The sequence below is a fragment of the Bacteroides sp. GM023 genome (genome assembly GCF_014750685.1).
In the GTDB taxonomy this organism is placed as follows: Bacteria; Bacteroidota; Bacteroidia; order Bacteroidales; family Bacteroidaceae; genus Bacteroides.
In genome coordinates this window covers 660,815-686,162 of the sequence record NZ_JAAXGE010000005.1, presented here as the reverse complement: position 1 = coordinate 686,162, position 25,348 = coordinate 660,815, and the positions used below count along the sequence as shown (strand labels likewise).

The window sequence follows — 25,348 nt, the reverse complement described above, 5'->3', positions numbered from 1 at the left end:
TTCTATCGATATTTTGGCGCAAAGATACAGATTATTGTTTTAATACCTGCAAAAAATACTACCTTTGCAGCCGTTATGATGATACTTATTACTATTATATGTTACTTTGCGGTATTATTATTAATAGCCCGTATCACCGGACGCAAAGGCGGTTCGAACGCAGCGTTCTTCAAGGGAGAGAATAAATCGCCCTGGTATGTAGTCTCCTTCGGAATGATTGGCGCTTCTATATCCGGGGTTACTTTTGTCTCTGTGCCGGGCATGGTACGCGGAATGGACATGACCTATATGCAGACGGTATTCGGATTCTTTTTCGGATACATGGTAGTGGCACATGTACTGCTTCCTTTATATTATAAGCTCAACCTGACAAGTATATATGGCTATCTCGGCACACGTATCGGAACACGTGCCTATCGCACGGGGTCGTTTTTCTTTCTATTATCGCGTATGCTGGGAACGGCCGCAAAGCTCTACCTGGTCTGTCTGATTCTCCATACTTATGTATTTCAGGAGATGCATGTTCCTTTTTGGGCGATTGCTGTCGGTTCAGTGGCATTGGTATGGATATACACTCATAAAAGCGGAATAAAAACCATTGTATGGACAGATACCTTGCAAACTTTCTGCCTGATTGCCGCGCTGATTTTCATTATTTATTTCACGATTCAGAAATTGGACTTGAATTTCAGCGGTATTGTTCAGACGATTCAGAACAGTGAATACAGCCGGATTTTCGTACTCGACGACTGGGTATCCCGGCAAAACTTCTTCAAGCAATTCTTTAGTGGTATCTTTATCGTGATTGTGATGACGGGACTTGACCAGGACATGATGCAGAAGAATCTTTCCTGCCGCAACCTGCGCGAAGCGCAAAAGAATATGTATTGTTACGGATTCTCATTCATCCCGCTGAACTTTCTTTTCCTGTGTTTGGGAATCCTGCTGATAGCGCTAGCCGGACAAATGCAACTGGAGCTACCTGCCATGAACGATGATATTCTGCCGATGTTCGCTACACAAGGTTATTTGGGACAATCCGTTCTGATACTTTTTACAATCGGAATCATTGCGGCTGCTTTCAGCAATTCGGACTCCGCCCTGACAGCGATGACAACCAGCGTATGTGTCGACCTGCTCGACACTGAAAAGGATACCGAAGAAGTAGCACGGCGCAAAAGAGACAAGGTACATTTATCGCTTTCGGTTCTACTGGCTTTCTTCATCTGCCTGGTCGAAATACTGAATAATAAAAGTGTAATTGATGCTATCTACATCATCGCTTCCTATACATACGGGCCGCTGCTTGGAATGTTTGCTTTCGGACTGTTTACCCGCAGGCAGACTAACGACCGCTGGGTTCCTCTAATAGCTATTCTTTCACCGATACTTTGCTATGCCGCCAACTGGTGGATAGAAAGGGAAACCGGATATAAATTCGGCTATGAATTGCTAATATTAAATGGAACTCTTACCTTTGCAGGACTTTGGATGATGTCAATTAAAACAAGCAAAGAAAATGGAAATAACAAGTGCAGAATTTGTGATTAGTAATACGGACGTAAAGAAATGTCCGACAGGTGTTTTCCCAGAATACGCCTTTATCGGGCGTTCCAACGTGGGTAAGTCCAGTCTTATCAATATGCTGACCTCACGCAAGGGACTGGCTATGACTTCCGCTACCCCGGGAAAGACGATGCTTATCAATCACTTTCTGATTAATAAGAACTGGTATCTCGTCGACCTTCCCGGATATGGATACGCACGCCGCGGACAGAAAGGAAAAGACCAGATACGTACTATAATCGAAGATTATATCCTGGAACGGGAGCAGATGACGAATCTGTTTGTCCTGATAGACAGCCGACTGGAACCGCAAAAGATAGACCTGGAATTTATGGAATGGCTGGGCGAAAACGGTATTCCTTTCGCTATCATCTTCACTAAGGCGGACAAGCTCAAAGGCGGACGTCTGAAGATGAATATCAACTCATATCTGCGCGAATTGGGCAAACAATGGGAAGAACTCCCCCCCTATTTTATCTCTTCCTCGGAAGACCGTATGGGACGGACGGAAATACTTGACTATATAGAAAACATAAACAAGGATATCAATATTAAATGAAAAAGAGAATGAAAATGAAAAAGAGTTTTTTATCACTTGCCTTTATGGCAGCATTTATGCTGATGGCTACTAACAGCCAGGCACAATCATGGTCGGACTTATTCAATAAGGACAACATCTCAAAAGTAGTGAACGCCATTACCGGAACTACCGAAGCTATCGACATGACCGGAACATGGAATTATCAAGGTTCTGCCGTTGAGTTCGAGTCGGAAAACCTGTTGATGAAAGCAGGCGGAGCTGCCGCGGCTACCATGGCGGAAAGCAAACTGAACGAACAGTTGAGCAAAATCGGTATCAAGGAAGGACAGATGAGCTTTACTTTTAATGCCGACAGTACTTTCACCAGTACAGTAGGAAAGAAAAAGCTGAATGGCACTTATTCCTACAATGCTTCGACCAAACAGGTAGACTTGAAATATCTGAAGTTACTGAACCTGCACGCAAAAGTGAATTGCAGTTCCAGCTCACTGGAATTACTGTTCAACTCGGACAAGTTGTTGAAACTGATGGCTTTTATCGGCAGCAAGAGCAACAGCACCGCACTGAAAACTGTTAGTTCTCTGGCCGAAAACTATGACGGAATGATGCTGGGATTCCAACTCACCAAATAGCAAAAACGGAGCGTTTAATACTATTTCGCACTCCATAGAGTATATTTTAGGGGAAAAAGCATTACCTTTGGCACTTGTAATCAATAAAGAGAAGGAAAAATGAAAAGGATACTTTTTTTAATGACCTTATTAGTTATGGGTGTAAGTTTTGCATTTGCGCAAACAAATGCAGACATCAAGTTTGACAAGACAACTCACGATTTCGGCAAGTTTTCAGAAAACAGTCCGGTAGTTAGTTGCACGTTTACTTTCACTAATATAGGTGATGCTCCTTTGGTAATTCACCAGGCAGTAGCTTCTTGCGGATGTACAGTACCCGAATATACGAAAGAACCGATTATGCCAGGCAAAAAAGGCACAATTAAAGTGACTTATAACGGAACTGGTAAATATCCGGGACACTTCAAGAAGTCAATCACCCTGCGTACCAATGCCAAAACTGAGATGGTAAGATTGTATATCGAGGGCGATATGGAAGCAAAAGATGCAAAGTAGAAAAAAATAGACTATTACATAAAGGAGAATCTTTCGGTTCTCCTTTTTTTTTGTTTACTTTGAGGACGGAAATGTAAATTGACACATTAGCAAATTATAAAACTATGAAACAAGAAGAAGACAAATTCACCGGGTTACCCGAGAATGCGTTCAGAGAGTTGAAACCAGGGGAAGTATACAACCCGTTGATGAGTCCCTCGAAAAATTATCCGGAAGTTAATTTCTGGTCAGTAGCATGGGGTATCGCCATGGCAATCCTTTTCTCCGCCGCCGCAGCCTATCTGGGCTTGAAGGTGGGGCAAGTATTCGAAGCTGCTATTCCGATTGCGATTATCGCGGTAGGTGTATCAGGAGCAGCCAAAAGAAAAAATGCGTTGGGAGAAAATGTAATTATCCAATCTATCGGAGCTTGCTCGGGAGTGATTGTGGCGGGAGCTATCTTCACCCTTCCCGCTCTTTATATTCTTCAGGCCAAATATCCCGAAATGACGGTTACTTTCATGCAGGTGTTCATCAGTTCTCTGCTCGGTGGCGTATTGGGTATTCTGTTCCTGATTCCTTTCCGGAAATATTTCGTCAGTGATATGCATGGCAAATATCCTTTCCCGGAAGCAACGGCCACCACACAGGTGTTGATTTCCGGCGAGAAAGGCGGAAGCCAGGCCAAACCGTTGTTGATGGCGGGTATGATTGGTGGATTGTATGACTTTATCGTAGCTACATTCGGCTGGTGGAACGAGAATTTCACGACGCGTGTATGCAGTGCCGGAGAGATGTTGGCTGAAAAGGCGAAGCTGGTATTTAAAGTGAATACGGGTGCTGCCGTGTTGGGTTTGGGATATATCGTCGGATTAAAATATGCTTCTATCATTTGTGCCGGTTCACTGGCTGTATGGTGGATTATCATTCCGGGAATGTCTGCTATTTGGGGAGACAGTGTGCTGAATGCATGGAATCCCGAGATTACGACTACCGTAGGAATGATGAGCCCGGAAGAGATATTCAAATATTACGCGAAGAGTATCGGTATCGGCGGTATCGCCATGGCGGGTGTGATTGGTATCATCCGTTCCTGGGGAATTATCAAAAGCGCTGTCGGACTGGCCGCCAAGGAAATGGGCGGCAAGGGTAATGTGGAAAAAAGCGTTATGCGTACACAGCGTGACCTTTCAATGAAGATTATCGCAATAGGTTCTGTCATCACGTTGATATTGATTACTTTGTTCTTCTACCTTGATGTAATGCAGGGTAATCTATTGCATACAATAGTAGCGATTGTCCTGGTGGCAGGCATTTCTTTCCTGTTTACCACAGTAGCTGCCAATGCGATTGCCATCGTAGGTACGAATCCTGTATCGGGAATGACTTTGATGACACTGATTCTGGCTTCCGTAGTGATGGTGGCTGTCGGTCTGAAAGGCCCTTCGGGAATGGTTGCCGCATTGGTGATGGGTGGTGTTGTATGTACCGCACTTTCAATGGCGGGTGGTTTCATCACTGACTTGAAAATCGGTTACTGGCTGGGAAGTACTCCTGCCAAACAGGAGACATGGAAGTTCCTGGGAACTATCGTATCGGCTGCAACCGTAGGCGGTGTGATGATTATCCTCAACAAGACATACGGATTTACAAGCGGCGCACTGGCTGCTCCGCAGGCAAACGCGATGGCAGCCGTTATCGAACCGTTGATGAGCGGTGTAGGTGCGCCCTGGTTGCTATATGGCATCGGTGCTGTCTTAGCTATTATTCTGACTCTTTGTAAAATTCCTGCATTAGCTTTCGCATTGGGTATGTTTATTCCATTGGAACTGAATGTGCCGTTGGTAGTGGGTGGAGCTGTCAATTGGTTTGTTACAAGCCGCAGCAAAGATGCAACGCTGAATACGGAAAGAGGAGAAAAAGGAACATTGCTGGCTTCCGGTTTCATCGCCGGCGGCGCATTAATGGGTGTTATCAGTGCTGCTATGCGTTTCGGCGGAGTTAACCTGGTGAATGAAGCATGGTTGAACAATACATGGTCGGAAGTGTTAGCATTAGGAGCATATGCGCTACTGATTCTTTACTTTATCAAGGCTTCAATGAAAGTTAAATAAATAGTATGAGGAGACTTTTATCCGTCATAGTATCGCTTGTCAGTGTAATCACCTTTGCACAGAAACAGTCTGCGGAGCTTGCTCCGCAGGACTCCGGCGATATGTTGCGAATCGGAAAGTCTTACCTGGGGACAAAATATGTAGCCAATACTTTAGACCGGGATGGAGAGGAAGAACTGGTCATCCGGACGGATGCGGTAGATTGTCTCACGTTCGTGGAATATACGTTGGCGCAGGCTATCAGTCCTTCCTTTACAGAAAATCTGCAAAAGATACGGTATCGGGACGGTATCATCAACGGTTATCCTTCACGGTTGCATTATACGTCCGACTGGATTGATAATGGTATCCGCAACGGTTTCCTGACAGATGTCACTGCCGAGAATAATACGCCTACCCTGAAATTGTCCCTTTCATATATGTCCACCCATCCCAAACAATACAAGAAATTGGCTGATTCGCCGGAAAATGTGTTACGGATGGCGGAATACGAGAAAGTTTTATCAGAAAAAACAGTACATTGGTTGCCGAAAAGCAATTTGCCGGAAAACGGATTGCCATGGATTATGGATGGAGATATTATTGCTATTACGACAAAATTGCCCGGACTGGACATTGCCCATGTAGGAATAGCGGAATATAAACAGGGAAAGTTACATTTGCTGCATGCTTCTTCCACGCTAGGGAAAGTAGTTGTCAGCGATACCTCTCTCCGCAACATGCTTAACAACAATAAATCGTGGACAGGCATACGTGTCGTTCGGATGTCTCACACAAAAAAATAACTGATTATGAAACGAGTAAAACATTTCCTTCTCGCCTCGTGCTTATTCCCCGCCCTGGCGGGAGCACAAGGAGTGGCAAACGCCAACTTTCTGGACCTTACTCCCGATGCACAATCGGCAGGTATGGCAGGTACGGGATTAGCTATCACCGATAACGGAAGTACAGCTATCTTTCATAACGCCTCTACTATCGCTTTCTCGCAGGAAGTGATGGGCGCTAGTTATTCATACGCCGATATAAACAAAGATTATGCGTTGCACAGTGCCTCCCTGTTCTATCGGATAGGAAGGGAAGGTATTCACGGATTTGCTTTGGGATTCCGTCACTTCAAAGACCCGAAAATAATGGATTACCGTCCTCATGTATGGGACTTGGAAGCTGCTTATTTCAGAAATATAGCCAAGAATCTGTCGCTTTCGCTGACATTCAGATATATGCAGGCAAAGGCTGCCGAAAGTGCGGACAGCAAGAACAGTGTTTCACTGGACTTCGGCGCTACTTATTACCGCAGCATGGCGCTTCTGGATGGAATGTCTTCCTGGAGTATCGGTTTTCAGGCTGCTAATTTAGGTAAAAAGCTGGATGGACAGAAGCTGCCCGCAAGATTAGGATTAGGGGGAGCTATCGACCTTCCGTTCAGCATAGAGAACCGTTTGCAGGTTGCACTTGACTTCAATTATCTGCTCCCTTCCGAGATCCGCCATTTGCAGGCAGGTGTAGGAGCGGAATATAATTTCCTTAAATACGGGGTAGTCCGCGCCGGATATCATTTCGGAGATAAAGACAAAGGAGTAGGCAACTACGGCACTCTAGGCTGTGGAATCAACTTCTGGCCTATACGTGCCGATTTCTCTTACGCATTGGCTGATAAGGATTGCTTTATGCACCAAACTTGGCAACTGGGAGTCGGAATAGTTTTCTAAGTTCCTCTTCGAGGCGTTGCTTCACTTCGTCCACAGGCACATCGTGCTTCAGTTCCTGACGAAGTGAAGTGACGCCTTTATCTATAAATCCGCAAGGGTGGATATAGCTGAAATATCGCAAATCCGTATTTACATTCAAAGCCAGTCCGTGCATTGTGACATAGTGGCTACTTCTTACTCCTATTGCACATATCTTACGGGCACGGGGTGTATCACCTTCCAGCCATACGCCTGTCGCTTTCTCCAGCCGCCCTGCTTCAATGCCATAAGATGCGCAGACACGTATCACTGCTTCTTCCAGCAGATGAACGTATTCTTTCAGTCCTAATTCAAATTCTTCAAGATTCAGTATCGGATAGCACACTAATTGCCCCGGACCGTGATAAGTGATGTCTCCTCCCCTGTCTATGTGGTAGAGGGTTGCGTCAATCGCTTTCAACTGTTCGTCACTCAGCAACATATTATTTTCTTTCCCGCTACGTCCCAAAGTATAGACGTGGGGATGCTCGCACATAACAATACGGTTCTCATAGGTTTCATCCTGTGCTTTTGCACGGACAACTTCGTCAAACCATTCCGTCTGCCGTTGCCATGCTTCGGCATACGGTATCAAATTCCAATCGACAAAAACTGTTTTCATAAAAACAAAGGTAAGAAATAAAAAGAAAATGTGTACATTTGTTGGCCGAATATAACAAACACAACTATGAAAATGGACTTTCCACAGGTAGACTTGCCTACCGAAGTATTAGCATGGACAAATGTCACGGAAGACATTTTGAACATTTATAAGCAATCCTGCCGACTGCAAGCATGTATCGTAGCTATTTGTACCGAAGGCTCAATGAAAGCTTCCATCAACTTGCTTGATTATGAAATACGTCCTAATGATCTGATTACATTATTGCCGGGAACCATCATTCAGTTCCGGGAAAAGACTGAAAAAGTATGTCTCTGTTTCGCAGGTTTCTCCGCTCATTGCGCCGGACGCATCAATCTGATGAAGAATATCGGCAATGCTTATCCTAAACTTATCGAGCAACCGGTGGTTCCGCTTAATGAGGAAGTAGCCAGTTATCTGAAAGATTATTTCGGTCTGTTATCACGAGCCAGTTGCAATGAGAACTTCGAGATGGACCCTGAACTGGTAGAATTGGCACTTCAGACTATCCTGACAAGCATACGGCTGATATATCATAATTATCCGGGAGAGAGCAATAGCTCAAACCGTAAAAAGGAAATATGCCGGGAACTGATTCAATCTATCACCGAGAATTACAAAAACGAACGTCGTGCGCAGTTCTATGCGGACAAGTTAGGGGTATCTCTTCAGCATTTGAGTACTACGGTGAGACAAGTGACAGGAAAAAGCGTATTGGATACGATTGCTTATATCGTTATCATGGATGCCAAAGCAAAATTGAAGGGTACGAATATGACTATTCAGGAAATTGCTTATTCGCTGAATTTCCCCAGTGCTTCTTTCTTCGGCAAATATTTCAGACGATATGTCGGAATGACGCCATTGGAATTCAGAAATGGATAATAATATTTTTAGGCACGGATTACACGGAATACGCGGTTGCTTTGTACAACCATATTTCAGAAAACCGTGAAATCCGCGTAATCCGTGCCTAATAAAAAAGAATTATTTATTTTGAACCATCGCCAATTATAATCTTCTTTTTCCCAAACTCAGTGAATTGAGCACCACACTCACACTGGAGAAAGCCATAGCGGCACTTGCCAACATCGGGTTCAGCAACAATCCATTCAATGGGAACAGGATTCCGGCAGCGATAGGAATACCTATCAGATTATAAATAAATGCCCAAAAGAGGTTCTGATGAATCAGTTTGACTGTCTGTTTCGATAACAGGAAGGCTTTAGGAAGCAACAGCAGGTCGGATGTCATTAAAGTTACCATGGCAACGTCCATGGCAATATCCGTACCTTTTCCCATAGCAATGCTGACGTCAGCTAATGCCAAGGCTTGCGAGTCATTGATTCCGTCACCTACCATAGCGACTTTCTTTCCCTGTAATTGCAGTTCACGCACAAATTCGGCTTTATCGTCCGGCAATGCGTCAGCAACAAAACGTTCGATTCCCAAATGGGAAGCAACAGCCAAGGCTGTCCGTTGTCCGTCACCGGTCAGCATACAGATGTCGATACCCTGGCGCTTCAGTTCTTTCACTGCTTCAGCAGAGGTCGCCTTTATCGGGTCGGAAACAGCAATAATAGCCAATAGTTCATTCTCACGACCAAAGTAGATGATGCCATTACCGTCCGATTCATAGCGAACCAACATATCAGCCATTACATCACTCATCGTAGCGCTGAAATCCCTTAAAAGTTTATGGCTTCCTACCCAGTACACTTGTCCCTGATAGGAAACTTTTATGCCTTTTCCTGTGATACTTTCAAAGCTATCCAATTTGGCGGGAGTTATCTTTTCCTCGTCCTGAAGCGCAGCGACTATGGCACCGGCAAGAGGATGTTCCGATTTCATTTCCGCAGCGAGGAGTATATCTTTATAATGCGGTTCCTGCGATTGCGCCCATAACCATCCGGTAGCTGTGGGATGACCTTCGGTCAGTGTTCCGGTCTTATCCAATATTACGACATCGACCTTGCGCATTTGTTCCAAAGCGACGGCGTCTTTAATCAGTATATGCTGACTGGCTGCCTTGCCGATTCCTACCATCAATGCGGTTGGCGTGGCAAGCCCTAAAGCACACGGACAGGCAATCACGAGAACAGACACGGCGGACAGAACTCCATAAGATATATATTCGCTACCGCCAATGGTAATCCATAGGATAAATGTCAGGATGGCAATACCAAGCACGACAGGTACAAAAATGCCGGTTATACGGTCAACGATACGCTGTACGGGCGCTTTACTGCCCTGCGCTTCCTGTACCATATGGATGATACGCGCCAATACCGTCTCACTGCCGACTTGTGCCGCGCTGATAATGAACGAACCGCGCTGATTGATAGTTCCCGCCAATACTTTATCGCCTTTCTTCTTTTCTACCGGAATAGGCTCACCGCTAATCATACTTTCATCGACATATGAATCGCCTTCGGAAAGTTTACCGTCTACAGGTATCTGCTCTCCCGGACGAACGACTACCAAATCACCGACTTGCAGTTGCTCAATCAGAATCTCTTCCTCTACTCCGTTACGCAGGACACGGGCTACTTTAGGTTGCATACCCATCAGTTTGCGGATAGCGGTAGATGTATTTCCTTTCGCACGCTCTTCCATCAGTTTTCCGGTCAGCACGAAGGCGATAATTACCGCAGAAGCTTCATAATAAACGTGCGGCTCCAATCCACGGGCATACCAGAATTCGGGGAAGAAGGTATTAAACAAGCTGAACAGAAATGCAATGGAAGTACTAAGTGCAACCAAAGTATCCATATTGCTCCGCCCTATCTTTGCCTGCTTCCAGGCTCCGGTAAAGAAGCCACCACCGAAAAAGACCATGACAGGGATAGTTAGTACCAACTGAATCTCGTTAGAGTATGGCATATGCATCAATATCATGGAGAATACCAGCAATGGTACTACCAAAATCCATGCACCAATCACTTTCCGTTTCAAGCGAACGTAGCGTTTATGCTGCTCTTCTTCCTGACGTTCCTCCTTATGGGCTTCTTCTACAATCAGGTCGTAACCTGCTGAAAGCACTGCCGCACGGATTTCTCCGGGAGTCAGTTTATCTTTCTCGTAAGAAATTGTCAGCGTATTGGTGGCAAAATTGACGGAAGCCTCTGTGACTCCCGGCAATTTCCTTACTGTTTTTTCTACATTATTAGCACACCCCGCACAATGCATATTGAGCACGGGAAATGCTTTTTTTACTATATTACCCATATATATAATTATTATTTTGCGGTCTTTCCCACATTCCTTGTCAGAGGAACAGGAAAAGACCATTATTTACTTATAGAAACAAGCCAATACGGGTATTTGTTCAATTACTTCTTATCCGCTTTCTTATCGTCCTTCTTCGTTTCTTTCACAAATTCGGCTTCATAATTGAACTTCTTGAATCCCGCTTGCAAGTTCTTTACATTTGTCTTTTCAGCATCGTATGTGATAGTGACAGTCCGGTCTTTCACAACAGTGGAAACATCTTTCAGACCTTTCTCAAAACGCATGTTGTCCTTCACTTTCTTTTCACAGTTTTCGCAATGCATCTGAGTCACTTTGAATACTACTACACGAATATCTTTCGCCATTACGGCAGCTACACTCAAAAGAGCCACCACGCAAGTGACCATCCATCTTTTTGTTCTCATTTTTCTTATTAGTTTAAATGTAAGTTATTCTTTTTATTTTTATTCACTATTTCTAGCCAGGTTGAAACGCAATCCGATATATGCCTTTGCACCGTGCATCGGTCCCCATATCATCGTGGAATCAAAGTTATCTCCCCAGGGATTGGCTGCGTCGATAATCGGGTTCTTCTGCTTGAAGTTAGTCAGGTTCTCGCCCCCTACGTAGATAGACCAGCGACGGAAATAACGGGTTACTTGCAAGCTTAGTTGCTCAAAGCTGCCATAACGGCGACTCCATGACAGTTGCCCGTCTCCAAGTTCGTAAGGGGAAGGCATTCTGCCGCCGCCATTCAATTGCAGCGTTGCGTCAAATTGCCATATTCCTAGTGGAGTTTGGTATGAGGCAGTCAATAATCCTTTGTATTTACTGGTCAAAGGTCTTTCCATCCGCTCACCTTTGTAAGTAGTTTGCGCATCCGTCAGTCGGTAAGCGCCTGTCAAGGTGAATCCTTTGAAGAACGGATAGCTTGCTTCTACCTGGAATACGTGCGAATATGAACGACCGTCCAGGTTATAGAAAGAGACTCCGTGGGGATTGCTATCCATATCTACTACCACTTGTTTTAGGAAGTCCGTATAGTAGTATTCGGCATTTATATTCAGTGTTTTACCGAATATCGGGATGTAGGTAGATACACTTGCGCCATAGTTCCATGCTTCTTCCATATCCAGATTCTTTGCAATATCTACTTTACGGCTGCTGGAGAGCAAATAGTTATTTTCTGCCAGTACATGATTCGTCCGGTAGCCTTTTCCGGCAGAGAGACGGAAGTTTACATACTCATTCGGATTGTATTTGAGGTGCGCACGGGGAGTTACAAAGAATCCATGCTCATTGCTATAATCTCCGCGAAGACCTGCCATCAGCATCCATTGGTCATTCAGATTCAAAGTGTACTGCACGTAAGCTCCGGGAACGGCTTCTTTCTCAAAGGCTTTGAGAGGAAGGTTATCCACGTTGTTTTCCAAACGGTAGTGTTGGTCGTAAGCATCATAATTGAAACTTAATCCTGCGGAGAAGCTGTTCTGCTTATTGAACTCCGTTTCGAACATCAATGAAGCGTAAACATTGGTTTGGTCTACGTTATAGAGTTTCAGTCCGTAATTGGCATCCTGATTATGTAAACTGGCAGAGAGAATCAAAGCCAGGTTGGTATTCTTCTCCTTATTGAATATATAGGCGTTCTTGGTGAAGAATTCATAGCGTTCCGTATCAATGTTCACTTTATAAGGGTTGTCAAAATGCATTCCGCCATGATTGGCTTGTCCGCTGGTACGTGTTTCGGAAAGGGCTTTGATACCTGCCTGAAAGACATAATGGTCGCCCATATATGCCCATCGGTTCCACACATTATATTGCTCTACCTGCGGAATATCCACAAATCCGTCGTCATTACCATCGTGAGCTTTCGTCTCGTTTTCATAATGTGCCAGCAGAGAGGTGCTCCAACGTTTGGAGATTTTCAGCGTGGCATCCGCATTAGCTTCATAACGATTGGTAGTACTTGCGAAAAGATTGGCGGATACCCAGTCAGCTTCCGGCAATTGGGGTTTCTTGAACTCGACATTAATCTGTCCTGTAATGGCTTCATAGCCGTTCTTCACGGAAGAAGTTCCTTTGGAAACCTGTATGCTCTGCATCCATGGCCCGGGGACATAGCCCAAACCATAAGGAGCAGCAGCCCCACGATAGTTCGGAATATTTTCCGTCAGCATCTGTACATAAGTACCAGACAGCCCCAACAATTTGATTTGCTTGGCTCCCGTTGCCGCATCGGAATAACTCACATCGACCGAAGGATTCGTCACGAAACTTTCTCCCAGGTTACAACAAGCGGCTCTGCTCAACTCAGCACTGCTTATCATATCTTCATTCATCACGCTACTGCGTAGTTTCATAGTTCCCAGTTTTCGACTGACTACATTTACTTCATTCAGTTCTACTCCATCACGAAGCACGACATCCAGCTTCTGATTCCTGCCGTTCACATGAATCGTATCGTTCTGAAAACCGATAAAACTAACTATCAACATATGGCTTTTCGAAGGTTTGGCAATAGAAAAACTTCCATCTTCCTTAGTAGTCACGCCTTGTCCCGTATTCATCCAAAACACGTTTGCTCCCGGAATAACTTCTCCGGTGCTATCTTTTACCGTTCCGTGTACTTGCGCATGCATATTGCCGGCAAACAACAGGAACAGTCCTATTATCATATATTTCATTCTTTCTAAACTTTCTTTCGAGATACAAAATTAAGTCATTTCTCATGCAACTAAGTTGCATTCAATTACACCTCACTTTCCTGCTTTAATGCAGCAGAAAGTAAAGTTCCTAAAAAGAAGATTTAGTGGCTAAATAATATAGGTGGAATATAGCGCCAGCTTCTGTCGAGAACAGAGAGGTGGCGGCGAGGTGAGAGTATCATACTCTACCGGATTATCTGAATAGGTAAAAGTCAACAGATAGCAGAACTGCGCACAAAAAAGATCAACTACCGGAGCAGAAACATTCAGTTCGGTAGTATGTTTCATCAAGTCCAGTTTATAGATAGTAGCCGTACATCCTTTCGCTTTACAATCTTTCTTTGAGTCGCATGTATGAGTTTTCTTACATTTCGGACAGCCTGTGTCACAACAACTTTGCACCGTCTCGCAACGGGCACAACAATAGTGCACGATAGATACTCCCGCCCCTGAATAGATAATCAAGAGGGAAAGAACCAATGCTGTTATGTAAGCTAACCTTTTCATATCAAGGGACAAAGATAATAATAAAATCAAAATAAATGCATATTTTACCGAAAAAGAAGAAGAATGTCACATATGTTACAATTTATAAGTCCGTCCTTCCCTATCTTTGCAGCAAAAAGATAGATTATGGAACAGTTACATGCACATGAAGTCCTCCACATGATGGAAGGAAATAGTTACTCAGAATCATCATTGCGAGCAGCAATCATTGAAAAGTTTGGTGAACAACAACACTTCTACGCTTGTTCGGCAGAAGATATGGATGTGGATACCCTTATAGAATTTCTTAAGATGAAGGGGAAATTTATGCCTGCTGAAAATGGATTTACGGTAGATATAACAAAGGTTTGCAACCACTGATTTTTTTCTTTCATTCAAGTGTGGCAAGTTGTTTTTCAATCATCGCTTCATAGAGTTTCAAAACTCTCTTTTTATTGTCACTTGTCACTTTTATAGCTTAACGCACTGAAAATCAAAAGTAATTTGGTGACAATAGAAAGTGATAATAAGGTGATAATAGAAAAAACAAAGCTTTCTATTATCACTTTATCAATCACCGCCCTGCCATTTATACAACTCATTGTCAGCACATTAACATATAAGCCAGTTCCTATATTACAATTAGTTAAGAATACCCTTTTTGACCGGAAGATTGAGCTTTTGCGTCTTTTTCTTTCATGAAAGCTGTCGTTTGTGGCTATGTTCTCTACAGATGATGCAGGGAATTAAAACAAAAGCCGGTAGGCTTAGTATACATACATGCCGCTACTAATGTACTTTGCAGGTACTACGTTCTCGTTTCACGTATGTGAAGTATTCGGATGACGTACGTGTACTTTCAAGCTCTCGTACGTGAAGCAAACGGCTCATGTACGTAAAACAAGTTATTATTGCCGTAAAAGCACATTAAGCAAACCGCAAAAACACCTTAAGCAAGCCGTATAAACAACTTAATATACGGCTAGAAAAAGGCATTCTAACCGACAAACGAACACAGGCAAATGAGAGCTTGCAGGTCGAATTTGCCAATCTTGAATCTTTCACCAGACCAACACTATCCGATAAGCCAACCCAATCAGAGAAATCATCTGAATATTTTTCTGTTTTTATTAGTCCGATTCATGAATTTCATCTATATTTGTCAATAGTGAATGAAACAGCAAATGTGTAATTTATAGAAAAAACGAGTATGAAAAAACAATATGTCAGTCTGCTTGCTATTATACTTTCGGTAAGCGGTTTTTTGTTTTCTTGTCATGACAAGATGAACAAAAATACAGGTGCGTTGCAGTTCGATAGTATTCAGGTGAATAAGACGGCACACCTGTTCAACGATACAGCCAAACCGGCTTGTAATATTATTATCAATTTCGCCTATCCCGTCAAGTCATCGGACAATATGCTGAAAGACAGTTTGAATGCTTATTTCATTTCTGCCTGTTTCGGCGATAAGTATATCGGGGAAAAACCGGAAGAAGTGATAAAACAATATACGGAAAATTATGTCAGCGAGTATCGTCGTGACTTAGAGCCGATGTATACTGAGGACGAAAAGGACAAGGAAGACGAAGCTTCCATCGGTGCCTGGTATTCTTATTATAAGGGTATCGAAAGCCATGTGCAACTGTATGAGAAAGACTTGCTTGTGTATCGTATCGACTATAATGAATACACCGGCGGTGCACACGGCATCTATATGACAACTTATCTGAATATGGATCTTACCCTGATGCGCCCACTTCATCTTGACGACATCTTCGTCGGAGATTACAAAGACTCATTGACCGACCTGATTTGGAACCAACTCATGGCTGACAACAAAGTGACGACTCACGAAGCTTTGGAAGACATGGGATATGCTTCAACCGGAGACATTACCCCGACCGAGAATTTCTATCTAAGCAAAGAAGGCGTTACCTTCTATTATAATGTATATGATATTACCCCTTATTCCATGGGGCCGGTGAAGGTGACGATTCCATTCTCCATGATGGAACATCTTCTTGGCAGTAACCCTATTTTAGGAGAACTGAAATAATTAAACTTCATAAAAGAGCAGAACACCAATGAATATCCTGTTGTTACTACGCAAATAGTAATATATAAAGGATATTCATTTACTATAATTTATAATCAGTAATTTGTAATTAATAAAAGTGGAAATCATACAAAAATACTTCCCTGAACTGACAGAAGAGCAACGCAAACAATTTGCGGCTCTATATGACCTCTATATCGACTGGAATTCGAAAATCAACGTTATCTCGCGCAAGGACATCGAGAATTTGTATGAGCATCATGTGCTCCATTCGTTAGGTATTGCCAAAGTAATCCAGTTCCGTTCCGGAACCAGCGTCATGGACTTGGGTACTGGCGGCGGTTTCCCCGGAATTCCTTTGGCTATATTATTTCCTGAAACAAAGTTTCATCTCGTGGACAGCATCGGCAAAAAAGTACGTGTAGCGACAGAAGTAGCCAATGCCATCGGACTGAAGAATGTCACTTTCCGCCATGCCCGTGCAGAAGAGGAAAAACGTACATTCGACTTTGTTGTAAGCCGTGCCGTGATGCCTTTGACGGATTTAATCAAGATTATCAAAAAGAATATTTCTTCCAAACAGCAGAACGCGTTGCCAAACGGGTTAATCTGTCTCAAAGGCGGTGAGCTGGAACATGAGACAATGCCGTTCAAGCATAAGACAATGATTCACAGTTTGAGCGATAACTTCGAAGAAGAATTCTTTGAAACTAAAAAAGTGGTATATGTTCCGATTTAAAGACTATTAGTTCCGAATAAGATTTAATCATAGAAAAGAACCATGAAAATAAAAAGGTTTGAATTTAATATGTTTCCCGTAAATTGCTACGTATTATGGGACGAAACAAAAGAAGCAGTCGTCATTGATCCGGGCTGTTTCTATGAAGAAGAGAAACAAGCACTGAAGAAGTTCATTCTCACGAACGGACTGACCGTGAAGCATCTTCTGAATACTCACTTACATTTGGATCATATCTTCGGAAATCCTTTCATGCTGAAAGAATTCGGTTTGTCGGCAGAAGCCAACAAAGCTGACGAATACTGGATTGACGAAGCACCGAAACAAAGCCGGATGTTTGGTTTCCAGTTGCAGGAAGCACCTGTCCCACTAGGGAAATATCTGCATGATGGTGATATTATCACCTTCGGACACACCCAACTGGAAGCAATCCATGTACCCGGACACTCACCCGGTAGCCTGGTGTATTATTGCAAAGAAGACAACTGTATGTTCTCCGGCGATGTCCTGTTCCAAGGCAGCATCGGCCGCGCCGACCTTACAGGTGGCAACTTCGACGAACTGATAGAGCATATTTGCAGCCGTCTTTTCGTCCTTCCTAACGAGACAGTCGTTTATCCGGGACATGGCGCTCCCACGACCATCGGAATGGAAAAAGCAGAGAACCCATTTTTCAGATAACACATAAAATCTCTCATAATATGAAAACCGATTTGTTAGCTAGCCGTCACATCGGCATCAATGAACAAGACACAGCCGTGATGCTCCGCAAAATTGGAGTAGAATCACTGGATGAACTTATTGATAAAACAATTCCTGCCAATATCCGGCTGAAAGAGCCGTTAGCATTGGCCAGTCCGTTGACGGAATACGAATTTGGAAAACACATTGCCGCATTGGCAAGCAAAAACAAACTGTATACCACATATATCGGACTAGGTTGGTACAATACAATCACGCCTTCTGTTATCCAACGGAATGTATTCGAGAATCCGGTGTGGTACACTTCTTACACTCCTTACCAGGCGGAAGTGTCACAAGGACGCCTGGAAGCACTGATGAATTTCCAGACAGCCGTGTGTGACCTTACTGCCATGCCGCTTGCCAACTGTTCATTGCTGGACGAGGGAACTGCTGCTGCCGAAGCTGTCAGCATGATGTATGCCCTGCGCTCCCGTGCCCAACAGAAATCAGGTGCAAACGTTGTCTTTGTAGACGAAAATATTTTTCCGCAAACACTGGCTGTCATGATTACCCGTGCCGTGCCGCAAGGTATCGAACTGCGTGTAGGTAAATATAAAGATTTCGAACCTTCACCGGAAGTATTCGCCTGCATCCTGCAATATCCAAATTCCAATGGAAGTGTAGAAGACTATGCTGCATTTACAGAAAAAGCACATGCAGCTGATTGCAAAGTAGCCGTTGCCGCCGATATTCTAAGTCTCGCCCTGCTGACTCCTCCGGGAGAATGGGGAGCGGATATCGTATTCGGAACAACTCAGCGCCTGGGTACACCAATGTTCTATGGTGGCCCGTCCGCTGCTTACTTCGCCACACGGGATGAATACAAACGGAATATGCCGGGACGTATCATCGGATGGTCGAAAGATAAATACGGTAAACTCTGTTACCGAATGGCTTTGCAGACACGTGAACAGCATATCAAGCGCGAAAAAGCGACATCGAATATCTGTACGGCTCAAGCTCTGCTGGCCACAATGGCAGGTTTCTATGCTGTCTATCACGGACAAGAAGGCATTTCAACCATTGCTTCGCGCATCCACAGTATCACTGTTTTCCTTGACAAGCAACTGAAGAAATTCGGATATACGCAAGTTAACGCACAATATTTCGATACATTGCGTTTCGAACTGCCCGAACACGTTTCGGCACAGCAGATTCGTACGATTGCACTTAGTAAAGAAGTAAATCTACGTTATTATGAGAATGGGAATGTGGGTTTCAGCATTGACGAAACGACGGATATCGCAGCCGCTAATGTATTGCTTTCCATCTTTGCCATTGCTGCCGGAAAGGATTATCAGAAGGTAGAGGATATTCCCGAAAGAAGTAATATCGACAAGGCATTGAAGCGTACATCTCCTTTCCTTACTCACGAAGTATTTAGTAAGTATCATACGGAAACGGAAATGATGCGCTATATCAAACGCTTGGACCGCAAGGATATTTCGTTGGCTCAATCTATGATTTCCCTTGGTTCCTGCACGATGAAGTTGAATGCAGCTTCGGAGATGTTGCCTTTGAGCTGCTCCGAATTTATGGGTATGCATCCGCTGGTTCCCGAAGAACAAGCAGAGGGATACCGTGAATTAATAAAGAATTTAAGTGAAGACTTGAAGATTATCACCGGCTTCGCAGGAGTCAGTTTACAGCCGAATTCGGGTGCTGCCGGAGAATATACCGGTCTTCGCGTGATTCGCGCTTATCTTGAAAGTATCGGTCAGGGACATCGTAACAAAGTTTTGATTCCGGCATCGGCTCACGGGACGAATCCCGCATCGGCTATCCAGGCAGGATTTACGACCGTCACTTGTGCCTGCGACGAGTTAGGAAATGTAGATATGAACGACTTGCGTGCCAAAGCTGAAGAGAATAAGGATGAATTAGCAGCATTAATGATTACCTATCCTTCCACTCACGGCATCTTTGAAACGGAGATAAAGGAGATTTGTGAAATTATTCATGCCTGTGGTGCACAAGTATATATGGACGGTGCCAATATGAATGCACAAGTAGGATTGACCAATCCGGGATTCATCGGTGCAGATGTCTGCCATTTGAATCTTCATAAGACCTTCGCTTCTCCTCACGGTGGCGGTGGCCCGGGAGTAGGCCCTATCTGTGTGGTGGACCACTTGGTGCCCTTCCTGCCCGGACATGGTATCTTCGGCAATTCACAGAATCAGGTTTCTTCCGCCCCGTTCGGTAGCGCAGGTATTCTGCCTATCACATATGGATATATCCGGATGATGGGTACGGAAGGTTTGACACAGGCAACTAAAATTGCTATTCTGAATGCCAACTACCTGGCCGCTTGCCTGAAGGATACTTATGGCGTCGTCTATTGCGGAGCAAATGGTTTTGTAGGACACGAAATGATTTTGGAATGTCGCAAAGTACACGAAGAAACCGGTATTTCGGAGAATGATATCGCAAAGCGTCTGATGGACTACGGTTATCACGCTCCTACCCTATCTTTCCCTGTTCACGGTACATTGATGATTGAACCAACAGAAAGCGAGAGTCTTGCCGAACTGGATAACTTTGTAGATGTCATGCTGAATATCTGGAAAGAAATCCAAGAAGTAAAGAATGGAGAAGCGGACAAGAATGACAATGTATTGATTAATGCCCCGCATCCCGAATATGAAGTGGTTAATGACCGTTGGGAACATTCATACACACGTGAAAAGGCTGCTTATCCGATAACAAGTGTACGTGACAATAAATTCTGGATAAATGTAGCACGTGTAGATAATACGTTGGGTGACCGTAAACTGTTGCCAACCCGATATGGAACTTTTGACTAATATGTCCTTTTGAAGCAGGGCAGACAGTATCCTGATTTATAAAAAATAAAGCGGCGTTTTAGGAGTCCTAAAGCGCCGCTTTACATGGTATAAAGCACTGCCTTAATAGTATTGGAGTGTCGTCTCAAGAATGATGAGATGCCGTATCAAAAATGGTAAGTTACCGGATATTTCTATTTCACGATGGTTACCATGCCTTCTTTTACTTTCTTCTCCTTCATCGGAATCTTCAAATCAGCATATCCTAAAGCTACACAACCATAAACTTTATGATTCTCCGGCACTCCTAGTGAGGTAATAAATTCGCGGACTTCAGAATCATCACACGTTGTACCTAACTGATTAATCCAACAAGAACCAATTCCCAAAGATTGAGCTGCTAGGAACATATTCTCAATTGCACAAGCACAATCCATTCCCGCCCACCATTGAGTAGGTTCATTAGAGACAATCACCAAAACCGGAGCATGATAATAACAGCAATAAGTCTTGCTATGACCACGTTCCTGCAAACGAGTATCATCACTTTTTGCAAAAGCTCCCTTAATGCGTTCGTTCAGTTCCGACAGTTTGTCGGTATTCTGAATAGCCGTGAAATGAAAGGTTTCCAAATGCATTCCACTCGGAGCATAAGTCGCCGCTTCCAAAATCGCCTGCAAATCTTCTTCAGAGACTTGCTGATTTGTATAAGCCCGTACACTACGACGTGCCTTGATGTTTTCTAAAATCTCATTTGTTTTCATACTATCCTATGTTTAGAACTTATCTTTTGACCAAGCCAATCTTCGCATTCAGCTTGAAATAATATACTCCGTTCTCTCTTTCCAGGAAACCATATTTATCTTTATCCAAAGAACCTTTCTCCAGTCGAGTATTCAAGAACAAGAAGTCTTCCATCACCTGCTTTTCCGATTTATGATAACAGAGTATATTGCCGTTTCCATCTACCAACAGCATACCTTCTACCGCTGAATCCAGTCCATTATAGATTTTCGCAGGACGCATGCCCAATGCCAGTGCCATCAAGAACTGCTTCATCTTAAATTCATAGAACTTATGCTTGTTTATCAGTTCGTCTTTAATCTTCAATGGGTTTATCTGTTTGATAATCTCCGTTAGTTCACTGATGCGGGATATGCCATCCAAATGCATGATACGCACCATTTCCGTCAATACGCGCGGGAAATGCAAGTCAATCATCAGCAAATTGCTACGAAATACACGGTCGGCCACATCCGAATATTTGAGTACACCGCCCAAACGTTCAATCATCATCATTCGCTCGGCTACCTCATTAGGAGATTCAGGCAAAGCATTAATCTTGTTCACTGTCGGAGTAGCAAATTTTACTCCACTCTGTTCCAGTTTAAGATTCGCGGCACGTCCGCCATCCAACAACGGATTCATTGCACTCAATCGGGAACGGACATTAAATCCTCTCAACGGTGCTTCCGGATGCCAAAAAGCGACAGAGAAGTCTGTACGGTCTTCCGTCTTTGCTTCCAAATCGAAGATACCAGCTTCGTCCAAAAACTCTTCCACTCCGTCCGGTGAGGTAACGTCATTGACCGAAGAAGATTTAACGGCCTGCAATATCAGTCCGGCTACAATACCGAAATCCTCACGAGGCATGGACTTAATCCCTGTTTCTCCTTCGATGCGAATCGTTTCTTCTTCAATATAATACCGGCGTGTTCCGTCATGTTCTTCCCGTTGAATCATTGCAACAGGCCAGGAAACTTCTCCTGCTTTCACCTCTGCCGTACCTAATACAACCTTTCCGTCTGCCAATAAGCGAAAGAAAGTATAGATTTCACACCATTCTTTTTTAGTTGCTTCAAATGCCATATATCTTGTTCTTCTTTATTTTACTAATAATGTTTTATAAATGCGTTGCTTCTATTGACTGATAACCCGTGGCAGCTCTACAGACGAAACAAAAGGAGGAACTACATAAGTCACCTCTTCCAATGGCGGCAATTTTCCCACTTGTGCAAAGAGCGAATTGCGTATCCATTCCCTGGGAGTGACCACAATAAAACGCCCTGTCCAGCAGCCATCAAAATAAGAGGGATTACCCGGTTGCTTCTTTATAGGATAACAGATATTTTCTCCTTTACTCCGCATCTCCGGCGAACGGCCTGGATCATTCACCCACACATGTTTATCATCAATGCCGCGAAGCACCATCCAATGCCCTCTCGGCCCGGGACGCAAACCACGTACCGCGCCTGTATATCTCACATTCACTAACACAGGAATACCACGGTCGATATAATCTTTTAATACCCGATAATCTTTCTGCTGGAAATGCTCGGCACTTACCATATTTTCGTAATAACGCGCCAGTGAATCTATCTCGAAAGAATAATAACCGCCCTGCCCTATCGAAGTACGGCGACGGAAAGGAGCATGTTTCTTCAGGAAGTAATTCCGTTGATATTCTACCAGTTTCTTTTCCGCATCTTGAGCCGACCGTTGTTTGTCAGTAGTCATCCCCTTGAAGTAATCGAATACCATTAAAGAAGAAGCCAGGGAACAATGCGAATAAGGACATCCCGCGATTTTCTGCGAATACCAGGGAACGGGAATATTATTGGGAGCTAGCTTCTTCGTGTCCTGTGCACGAAGTTGAGTACCATTCCATGCAAAGAAGCCCGAAAGCAGGATCAAAAATATATAGTATTTCTTTCTCATTCAAATTCAATCTAATCACTCAGTCTCAACTATAACTACTTTCCATACGTTAGTTCCCTTCATCATCCAAGATGCGTGCCGTCTCCACTTTTTCCAGTCGTGCACGCAGTTTCGGCATCATCGAACGGCGAATCCGCAGTGTCATGCTGCAATCCATGTCATACGACTGATTGAGAATCTCCGGTTCTTCTTCCTTCACAATGCGCATGATGTCATTCATAAAAGGATATTCGAACATGACTGTCACATCATCATCTACCGTTTTCTCTATAATCGTAGCGGTAGCGATAGCTTCGGCAGCAGCAGCTTTATAAGCTACAATCAATCCGCTGGTTCCTAACTTGATTCCACCGAAATAACGGACTACAATAATCAGAATATCCGTCAGTTCATTGGAATTAATCTGTCCGAGAATGGGCTTACCTGCCGTGCCGGAAGGTTCTCCGTTGTCATTAGCACGAAAATCCTTGCGTGCCGCACCCAACATATAAGCATAACATACATGGCGGGCATCATAATACTTCTTCTGATACGTTTCAAGATGTACCTTTATCTCATCGATAGTACGCACAGGAAGGGCGATAGCAATGAACTTGCTTCGCTTTTCTGTATAAATACCTTCGGAAGGTTCTGTGATGGTTTTATAAGTATCTTCAGCAGTCATGGCGCAAAGATACGGCTTTATTGAGAAAATTCAATCTATCATTTGGAAATATTAAGTGATGTTCATTCATCAATATACGGTCGAATTGATGCAAACGAGCGGTCGTTTCAGTATAAATGAGCGGTCGTTTTACTGCAAACGAACGGTTATTCTATTACAAACGAGCGGTCGAACTGCTACAATCGACTGTATGATTGTAACGGTTCGACCGCTTGATTTTATTAAATTAGATTTATTCTTTAATCCAGTTTATGAATAACCAGTCCCGAGCGGAGTTTAGGCTCAAACCAGGTGGTCTTGGGCGGCATGATATTACCGGTATCTGCAATATCCATCAGTTGCTTCATAGACACAGGATAAAGTGCCAGAGCTACTTTCATTTCACCGCTGTCCACACGTTTCTTGAGTTCGCCCAATCCACGGATACCGCCAACAAAGTCGATACGCTTATCCGAACGCAAGTCTTTTATTCCCAGGATTTCATCTAAAATCAGATTAGAAGAAATGGTGACATCAAGTACACCGATAGGGTCATTATCATTGTATGTTCCGGCTTTGGCAGTCAGACTATACCATTTATCATTCAGGTAAAGAGAGAAGTTATGCAAACCGGATGGTTTGTAAATATCCGCACCTTTCTCTTCTACGACAAAGTCCTTTTCCAATGCAGCAAGGAACTGCTCGGGAGTCAATCCGTTGAGGTCTTTCACTACACGGTTGTAATCAATGATAGTCAGTTGATTGGCGGGGAAGCAAACGGCCATGAAGTAATTATATTCTTCATCACCGCGATGATTCGGATTCTGCTTCGCTTTCTCTGCCCCTACCAATGCGGCGGCAGCGGAACGGTGATGTCCGTCGGCGATATACAGAGCCGGCATCTTCGCAAATTCAGCAGTAATGACAGCAATATCCTCATCCTGGTCAACAATCCAAAAAGTATGGCCGAAACCATCACCCGGAGCGATAAAGTCATAGACAGGCTTTTCCGCGGTATATTTTTTGATAATGGTATCCAGCTTATCGTTATCAGGATAAGCGAAGAAAACAGGCTCGATATTCGCATTATTCACACGGACATGCTTCATACGGTCTTCTTCCTTGTCACGACGGGTAAGTTCGTGCTTCTTGATAACTCCATTCATATAATCGGGAACATAAGCACCGACAACCAGTCCGTACTGTGTTTTCCCGTTCATCGTTTGAGCGTAGATATAATAGTTTTCCTTCGTATCCTGCACTAGCCAGCCTTTGTCCTGGAACGCCCGGAAGTTCTCGGCAGCCTTGGCATATACCGGCTCGTCATGTTCGTCCGTGCCAACGGGAAAATCAATTTCAGGTTTAATGATATGATAAAGAGACTTTTCGTTACCTTCCGCTTCAACGCGGGCTTCTTCTGAATTCAAGACATCATAAGGACGGGAAGCAACCTGTTCCACCAATTCTTGCGGTGGACGAATGCCCTTAAAAGGTTTAATTATTGCCATGATATTAGTATTTAATATGTAAAAAATAA

23 protein-coding genes are annotated in these 25,348 nt (G+C 43.8%); 13 read left to right on the top strand and 10 right to left on the bottom strand.

The features are described from left to right. Window positions 1-75 precede the first annotated feature (75 nt). The 7 genes from HC965_RS13665 (at window position 76) to HC965_RS13635 (ending at window position 7,036) form a co-directional block, all read left to right on the top strand. Window positions 76-1,551: a sodium:solute symporter gene (locus HC965_RS13665; protein ID WP_191031970.1), complete on the top strand. Its 1,476-nt coding sequence runs from the start codon at window positions 76-78 to the stop codon at window positions 1,549-1,551. Next, window positions 1,520-2,125: a ribosome biogenesis GTP-binding protein YihA/YsxC gene (gene yihA / locus HC965_RS13660; RefSeq protein WP_191031969.1), complete on the top strand. Its 606-nt coding sequence runs from the start codon at window positions 1,520-1,522 to the stop codon at window positions 2,123-2,125. The genes HC965_RS13665 and yihA overlap by 32 nt, the downstream gene beginning before the upstream one ends. Window positions 2,126-2,133: 8 nt before the next feature. Then, on the top strand, window positions 2,134-2,739 hold the full coding sequence (locus tag HC965_RS13655; RefSeq protein ID WP_370539978.1) for a DUF4923 family protein: 606 nt from the start codon (window positions 2,134-2,136) through the stop codon (window positions 2,737-2,739). A 99-nt stretch (window positions 2,740-2,838) separates the two neighbouring features. Further along, a complete protein-coding gene (locus HC965_RS13650; protein WP_191031967.1) occupies window positions 2,839-3,234 on the top strand; it encodes a DUF1573 domain-containing protein in 396 nt (131 codons plus the stop codon). Window positions 3,235-3,338: 104 nt separating this feature from the next. Beyond that, window positions 3,339-5,327, top strand: coding sequence for an OPT family oligopeptide transporter (locus tag HC965_RS13645; protein ID WP_191031966.1), 1,989 nt, complete (start codon window positions 3,339-3,341; stop codon window positions 5,325-5,327). 5 nt (window positions 5,328-5,332) lie between these two features. Next, window positions 5,333-6,112: an N-acetylmuramoyl-L-alanine amidase-like domain-containing protein gene (locus HC965_RS13640; protein ID WP_191031965.1), complete on the top strand. Its 780-nt coding sequence runs from the start codon at window positions 5,333-5,335 to the stop codon at window positions 6,110-6,112. 6 nt (window positions 6,113-6,118) lie between these two features. Next, complete coding sequence (locus HC965_RS13635; RefSeq protein WP_191031964.1) at window positions 6,119-7,036, top strand: PorV/PorQ family protein; 918 nt, start codon at window positions 6,119-6,121, stop codon at window positions 7,034-7,036. Here HC965_RS13635 and lipB read toward each other — a convergent pair. Beyond that, a complete protein-coding gene (lipB, locus tag HC965_RS13630) occupies window positions 6,993-7,676 on the bottom strand; it encodes a lipoyl(octanoyl) transferase LipB (protein WP_191031963.1) in 684 nt (227 codons plus the stop codon). The two genes, HC965_RS13635 and lipB, sit on opposite strands and share 44 nt — an antisense overlap. Window positions 7,677-7,742: 66 nt before the next feature. Between lipB and HC965_RS13625 the strand changes: the two genes are divergently transcribed. Next, window positions 7,743-8,582, top strand: a complete 840-nt coding sequence (locus HC965_RS13625) for a helix-turn-helix domain-containing protein (RefSeq protein ID WP_191031962.1) — start codon at window positions 7,743-7,745, stop codon at window positions 8,580-8,582. A 126-nt stretch (window positions 8,583-8,708) separates the two neighbouring features. Here the strand turns inward: HC965_RS13625 and HC965_RS13620 are convergent, their stop codons facing one another. The 4 genes from HC965_RS13620 to HC965_RS13605 all read right to left on the bottom strand — a co-directional run bounded on the left by HC965_RS13620 (window position 8,709) and on the right by HC965_RS13605 (window position 14,143). After that, window positions 8,709-10,925, bottom strand: coding sequence for a cation-translocating P-type ATPase (locus HC965_RS13620; RefSeq protein ID WP_191031961.1), 2,217 nt, complete (start codon window positions 10,923-10,925; stop codon window positions 8,709-8,711). A 104-nt stretch (window positions 10,926-11,029) separates the two neighbouring features. After that, entirely contained in the window at window positions 11,030-11,353 is a 324-nt protein-coding gene (locus HC965_RS13615; RefSeq protein WP_191031960.1) for a heavy-metal-associated domain-containing protein, read from the bottom strand. A gap of 39 nt (window positions 11,354-11,392) precedes the next feature. Then, window positions 11,393-13,615, bottom strand: coding sequence for a TonB-dependent receptor (locus HC965_RS13610; protein ID WP_191031959.1), 2,223 nt, complete (start codon window positions 13,613-13,615; stop codon window positions 11,393-11,395). A gap of 129 nt (window positions 13,616-13,744) precedes the next feature. Beyond that, on the bottom strand, window positions 13,745-14,143 hold the full coding sequence (locus HC965_RS13605) for a hypothetical protein (protein ID WP_191031958.1): 399 nt from the start codon (window positions 14,141-14,143) through the stop codon (window positions 13,745-13,747). Between the two features lie 126 nt (window positions 14,144-14,269). On the opposite strand from HC965_RS13605, the gene HC965_RS13600 reads away from it, so the two are divergent. The 5 genes from HC965_RS13600 to gcvP all read left to right on the top strand — a co-directional run bounded on the left by HC965_RS13600 (window position 14,270) and on the right by gcvP (window position 20,471). Further along, window positions 14,270-14,503: a YecH family metal-binding protein gene (locus HC965_RS13600; RefSeq protein ID WP_191031957.1), complete on the top strand. Its 234-nt coding sequence runs from the start codon at window positions 14,270-14,272 to the stop codon at window positions 14,501-14,503. Window positions 14,504-15,332: 829 nt separating this feature from the next. Further along, complete coding sequence (locus tag HC965_RS13595) at window positions 15,333-16,181, top strand: DUF3298 and DUF4163 domain-containing protein (RefSeq protein WP_191031956.1); 849 nt, start codon at window positions 15,333-15,335, stop codon at window positions 16,179-16,181. Between the two features lie 118 nt (window positions 16,182-16,299). Continuing rightward, window positions 16,300-16,920, top strand: coding sequence for a 16S rRNA (guanine(527)-N(7))-methyltransferase RsmG (gene rsmG, locus HC965_RS13590; RefSeq protein ID WP_191031955.1), 621 nt, complete (start codon window positions 16,300-16,302; stop codon window positions 16,918-16,920). 42 nt (window positions 16,921-16,962) lie between these two features. Continuing rightward, window positions 16,963-17,601: an MBL fold metallo-hydrolase gene (locus HC965_RS13585; protein WP_044655322.1), complete on the top strand. Its 639-nt coding sequence runs from the start codon at window positions 16,963-16,965 to the stop codon at window positions 17,599-17,601. Between the two features lie 20 nt (window positions 17,602-17,621). After that, entirely contained in the window at window positions 17,622-20,471 is a 2,850-nt protein-coding gene (gcvP, locus tag HC965_RS13580) for an aminomethyl-transferring glycine dehydrogenase (protein ID WP_191031954.1), read from the top strand. 173 nt (window positions 20,472-20,644) lie between these two features. Here gcvP and HC965_RS13575 read toward each other — a convergent pair whose 3' ends face one another. From HC965_RS13575 to HC965_RS13555, 5 genes are all read right to left on the bottom strand, one after another. Continuing rightward, window positions 20,645-21,214 (bottom strand): nitroreductase, encoded by a 570-nt coding sequence (locus tag HC965_RS13575; protein ID WP_191031953.1) that lies wholly within the window; start codon window positions 21,212-21,214, stop codon window positions 20,645-20,647. A 19-nt stretch (window positions 21,215-21,233) separates the two neighbouring features. Next, entirely contained in the window at window positions 21,234-22,319 is a 1,086-nt protein-coding gene (locus HC965_RS13570) for an HpaII family restriction endonuclease (RefSeq protein WP_191031952.1), read from the bottom strand. Between the two features lie 51 nt (window positions 22,320-22,370). Then, a complete protein-coding gene (locus HC965_RS13565; protein ID WP_191031951.1) occupies window positions 22,371-23,168 on the bottom strand; it encodes a C39 family peptidase in 798 nt (265 codons plus the stop codon). A 49-nt stretch (window positions 23,169-23,217) separates the two neighbouring features. Next, complete coding sequence (locus tag HC965_RS13560) at window positions 23,218-23,832, bottom strand: YigZ family protein (protein ID WP_191031950.1); 615 nt, start codon at window positions 23,830-23,832, stop codon at window positions 23,218-23,220. 239 nt (window positions 23,833-24,071) lie between these two features. After that, entirely contained in the window at window positions 24,072-25,319 is a 1,248-nt protein-coding gene (locus tag HC965_RS13555) for a DUF1015 domain-containing protein (RefSeq protein ID WP_191031949.1), read from the bottom strand. Between the last annotated feature and the right edge of the window lie 29 nt (window positions 25,320-25,348).

Excerpts from the sequence above, each read along its gene's own strand:
- HC965_RS13585 (WP_044655322.1), top strand. The coding sequence starts at position 16,963 with ATGAAAATAAAAAGGTTTGAATTTAATATGTTTCCCGTAAATTGCTAC.
- HC965_RS13640 (WP_191031965.1), top strand. The coding sequence starts at position 5,333 with ATGAGGAGACTTTTATCCGTCATAGTATCGCTTGTCAGTGTAATCACC.
- HC965_RS13665 (WP_191031970.1), top strand. The coding sequence starts at position 76 with ATGATGATACTTATTACTATTATATGTTACTTTGCGGTATTATTATTA.
- HC965_RS13635 (WP_191031964.1), top strand. The coding sequence starts at position 6,119 with ATGAAACGAGTAAAACATTTCCTTCTCGCCTCGTGCTTATTCCCCGCC.
- gcvP (WP_191031954.1), top strand. The coding sequence starts at position 17,622 with ATGAAAACCGATTTGTTAGCTAGCCGTCACATCGGCATCAATGAACAA.
- HC965_RS13650 (WP_191031967.1), top strand. The coding sequence starts at position 2,839 with ATGAAAAGGATACTTTTTTTAATGACCTTATTAGTTATGGGTGTAAGT.
- HC965_RS13610 (WP_191031959.1), bottom strand. The coding sequence starts at position 13,615 with ATGAAATATATGATAATAGGACTGTTCCTGTTGTTTGCCGGCAATATG.
- HC965_RS13615 (WP_191031960.1), bottom strand. The coding sequence starts at position 11,353 with ATGAGAACAAAAAGATGGATGGTCACTTGCGTGGTGGCTCTTTTGAGT.
- HC965_RS13560 (WP_191031950.1), bottom strand. The coding sequence starts at position 23,832 with ATGACTGCTGAAGATACTTATAAAACCATCACAGAACCTTCCGAAGGT.
- HC965_RS13565 (WP_191031951.1), bottom strand. The coding sequence starts at position 23,168 with ATGAGAAAGAAATACTATATATTTTTGATCCTGCTTTCGGGCTTCTTT.
- lipB (WP_191031963.1), bottom strand. The coding sequence starts at position 7,676 with ATGAAAACAGTTTTTGTCGATTGGAATTTGATACCGTATGCCGAAGCA.
- HC965_RS13570 (WP_191031952.1), bottom strand. The coding sequence starts at position 22,319 with ATGGCATTTGAAGCAACTAAAAAAGAATGGTGTGAAATCTATACTTTC.
- HC965_RS13605 (WP_191031958.1), bottom strand. The coding sequence starts at position 14,143 with ATGAAAAGGTTAGCTTACATAACAGCATTGGTTCTTTCCCTCTTGATT.
- HC965_RS13620 (WP_191031961.1), bottom strand. The coding sequence starts at position 10,925 with ATGGGTAATATAGTAAAAAAAGCATTTCCCGTGCTCAATATGCATTGT.
- HC965_RS13600 (WP_191031957.1), top strand. The coding sequence starts at position 14,270 with ATGGAACAGTTACATGCACATGAAGTCCTCCACATGATGGAAGGAAAT.
- yihA (WP_191031969.1), top strand. The coding sequence starts at position 1,520 with ATGGAAATAACAAGTGCAGAATTTGTGATTAGTAATACGGACGTAAAG.
- HC965_RS13655 (WP_370539978.1), top strand. The coding sequence starts at position 2,134 with ATGAAAATGAAAAAGAGTTTTTTATCACTTGCCTTTATGGCAGCATTT.
- HC965_RS13575 (WP_191031953.1), bottom strand. The coding sequence starts at position 21,214 with ATGAAAACAAATGAGATTTTAGAAAACATCAAGGCACGTCGTAGTGTA.
- HC965_RS13645 (WP_191031966.1), top strand. The coding sequence starts at position 3,339 with ATGAAACAAGAAGAAGACAAATTCACCGGGTTACCCGAGAATGCGTTC.
- HC965_RS13595 (WP_191031956.1), top strand. The coding sequence starts at position 15,333 with ATGAAAAAACAATATGTCAGTCTGCTTGCTATTATACTTTCGGTAAGC.
- HC965_RS13555 (WP_191031949.1), bottom strand. The coding sequence starts at position 25,319 with ATGGCAATAATTAAACCTTTTAAGGGCATTCGTCCACCGCAAGAATTG.
- HC965_RS13625 (WP_191031962.1), top strand. The coding sequence starts at position 7,743 with ATGAAAATGGACTTTCCACAGGTAGACTTGCCTACCGAAGTATTAGCA.